The 3,144-nt window shown below is 72.4% G+C and carries 2 protein-coding genes and 1 pseudogene; all 3 read left to right on the top strand.

The window, feature by feature from the left end; all coding sequences use genetic code 11:
• Positions 1-871, top strand: an 871-nt coding sequence (gene murD, locus ACJ73U_RS23305; RefSeq protein WP_407779811.1) for a UDP-N-acetylmuramoyl-L-alanine--D-glutamate ligase, incomplete at its 5' end; no start/stop codon positions are given.
• Entirely contained in the window at positions 868-2,268 is a 1,401-nt protein-coding gene (gene ftsW, locus ACJ73U_RS23300; RefSeq protein ID WP_407779810.1) for a putative lipid II flippase FtsW, read from the top strand. The genes murD and ftsW, both read left to right, overlap by 4 nt.
• A gap of 71 nt (positions 2,269-2,339) precedes the next feature.
• Positions 2,340-3,006 (top strand): annotated as a pseudogene (locus ACJ73U_RS23295) (UDP-N-acetylglucosamine--N-acetylmuramyl-(pentapeptide) pyrophosphoryl-undecaprenol N-acetylglucosamine transferase); the annotation flags it as partial.
• Between the last annotated feature and the right edge of the window lie 138 nt (positions 3,007-3,144).

Genomic DNA, 3,144 nt, shown 5'->3' with positions numbered 1-3,144 from the left:
GCTGTCCAGCTACCAGCTGCACTGGCAGTCCTCGGTGCACGCCCGTGCCGCGGCCGTCCTCAACATCGCCGAGGACCACCTGGACTGGCACGGCTCGATGGCCGCCTACATCCAGGACAAGGGCAAGATCTACGCCGGTGCCGGTCTCGCCGTGTACAACGCGGACGATCCCGAGACCGAGCGCCTCGCCGCCGGCGCGCCCGAGAAGGTGAGCTTCACCGCCGGCCCACCGCGGGCCGGCGGGTTCGGCGTCACCGACGGCTGGCTGGTCCACGGCGACGTGCGGCTCGCCCCGGTCGCCGAGGTCCGCCCGGTGGGGCCGCACAACGTCGCCAACGCCCTCGCCGCCGCCGCGCTGGCCAGGGCGTACGGCGTGTCGCCGCAGGCCGTCCGGGCGGGCCTGCGCGCCTACACCCCGCCCGCGCACCGGGTGGAGCTGGTCGCCGAGCAGGACGGCGTCCGGTACGTCAACGACTCCAAGGCCACCAACACCCACGCCGCCCAGGGCTCGCTCGGCGCGTTCGACTCCGTGGTGTGGATCGCGGGCGGGCTGCTCCACGGCGCCCAGGTCGCCGACCTCGTCACGCGGGTCGCGCCGCGGCTGCGTGGCGTGGTCCTGATCGGGGCCGACCAGGACGTGTTCGCCACCGCACTCGCGCGACACGCGCCGGATGTGCCGGTGCATCGGGTCTCCTCACGAGACGATGACCCCATGCTCACTGCGGTGCGTGCGGCGAACGCGATGGCATCTCCTGGCGACGTGGTGCTGCTCGCACCGGCCGCCAAGTCCCACGACCTCTTCGCCAGCTACACGCACCGCGGCACGGCGTTCGCCGGAGCCGTGCGGGACGTGCTGGCGGAGCGCGGATGACGGCACTCAACGACTCCAAGGGCACCGAGTCCACCAGCACCACCGACGCCGAGAAGCCGCCGCCAAGGGCACGCAGGGCCCGGGAGCGGGCCGGCCGGATCTGGGCGGCCCGCACCGCGCTCACCGCGTGGCTCGGCCGCCCGCTCGCGTCGTTCCACCTGGTCCTCGCGATCTGCGCGCTGCTGATCGTCATCGGTCTGGTCATGGTGCTGTCCGCGTCCGCGAACGTCTCGCTGAACCAGGGCAGCTCGGCGTACACGGTGTTCGGCAAGCAGGTCGTGTTCGTGCTGGTCGGGCTCGTGCTGTTCTGGATCGGCGTGCGGGTGCCGCTGCGGCAGATCAGGGCGTTCAGCCCGATCGCGCTGTGGATGTGCGTGCTGATGCTGCTCCTCGTGCTCACCCCGCTCGGCTCGACGATCAACGGCACGCGCAGCTGGTTCAAGTTCGGGCCGCTGTCGTTCCAGCCGGTCGAGTTCGCCAAGCTCGCGCTCGCGCTGTGGGGCGCGCACATGCTGGTGGTCAAGCGTGGGCTGCTGCACCAGTACCGGCACCTGCTCGTCCCGGTCGTCCCCGTCGCGCTCCTGCTGTTCGCGCTGGTCATGCTCCAGCCCGACCTCGGCGGCACGGTCACGCTCGGCGTCGTGCTGATCTCGCTGCTGTGGTTCGCCGGTGCCCAGCTGCGGCTGTTCGGGGCGCTCGCGCTCGGCGGCGTGGCCGGCGTGGTCCTGCTCGCCATCGGCACCAACTACCGCCTCGAGCGCGTGGTGTCGTTCCTCAACCCCGGCGAGGACGGCGAGGGCGCGTCCTACCAGGCGAGGCAGGCGTTGTACGCGCTGGCGGACGGCGGGCTGTTCGGCCGGGGCCTCGGGCAGGGGCCGTCGAAGTGGAAGTACCTGCCCAACGTGCACAACGACTTCATCTTCGCGTTGATCGGTGAGGAGCTGGGGTTCCTCGGCTGCGCGCTGGTGCTCGGCCTGTTCGGCATGCTCGCGGTGGTAGGCATGCGGGTCGCCACCCGCAACATCGACCCGTGGATCCGCATGGTGGCCGCCACACTGACCGTCTGGCTGGTCGCGCAGGCCGCGATCAACATCTGCTACGTGGTCGGGTTGCTGCCGGTCACGGGCATCACGCTGCCCCTCATCTCCTCCGGTGGCACGTCCGTCGTGACCACCATGCTGGTGTTCGGCGTCCTCGCCAACTGCGCGCGCCATGAGCCCGAAGCGGTGGCGGCACTACGCTCTCAGGGGCCGGGCCGATTCGGCCGGCTGATGCGGCTCCCCGCCCCGGAGCCCTACCAGCCGCCCGTGAGGCGAAAGCCGGTCCGGCGACCCGCCCCACAGCGAGGTGCCCCGCGACAGGCCGCCCCGCGCCGCAATATTGGAGGACGTTCTTGACCACCCCTGCAAACCGTGGGCCCTGCGTCGTCGTGGCCGGGGGAGGGACCGCCGGGCACATCGAGCCCGCCATGGCCCTCGCCGACGCCGTGCGCCGGATCCGCCCGGATGCCCGCGTGGTCGCGCTGGGCACCGAACGTGGTCTGGAGAAGCAGATCATCCCCGCCCGCGGTTACCAGCTGGAGATGATCCCGCCGGTGCCGATGCCCCGCAAGCCGAACGTCGACCTGCTGAAGCTGCCGCTGAAGGTTCGGTCCGCGATCAAGCAGACCCGCGAGGTGCTGGACCGGGTCGGCGCGGACGTGGTCGTCGGGTTCGGCGGCTACGTCGCGCTGCCCGCCTACCTCGCCGCCCGCGGCCGCACCCCGATCGTGGTGCACGACTCCAACGCCCGCGTCGGCCTCGCCAACAAGGTGGGGGCGCGCTTCGCCGCGCGGGTCGCCGTGGCGGTGCCGGACTCCGGGCTGCCCAACGCGGAGGTCATCGGGATCCCCCTGCGCGAGTCGATCATCGCGCTGGACCGGCCGCGGCTGCGCCAGCAGGCCCGCCAGTTCTTCGGACTGCACCCGACCGCGCCCACGCTGCTGGTGACCGGTGGCTCGCAGGGCGCGCGGACGATCAACAACGCGGTTTCGGCGTGCGCGCGGATCTTCGCCGACCGCGGCATCGGCGTGCTGCACGCGTACGGGCCCAAGAACTCACTGGCGGTGCGGGAGGTGCCGGGCCGGCCGCGGTACGCGGGATACAGCCCGGCCAGCCGCTCAGCCTCCTCGGCGCCCTGCCGGCCGGCGACGTGGACGACCTCCTGAAAGCGCGCGAGCAGGCCTTCCAGGGCAGCCCAGACGGCGAGGTTGAGACGCCGCGCGCCCTGCGAGC

This window comes from Actinophytocola sp. (assembly GCF_045807065.1).
Lineage (GTDB): Bacteria > Actinomycetota > Actinomycetes > Mycobacteriales > Pseudonocardiaceae > Actinophytocola.
Note: the sequence above shows the minus strand (reverse complement) of the source record. Positions and strands in the feature narration are given on the sequence as shown.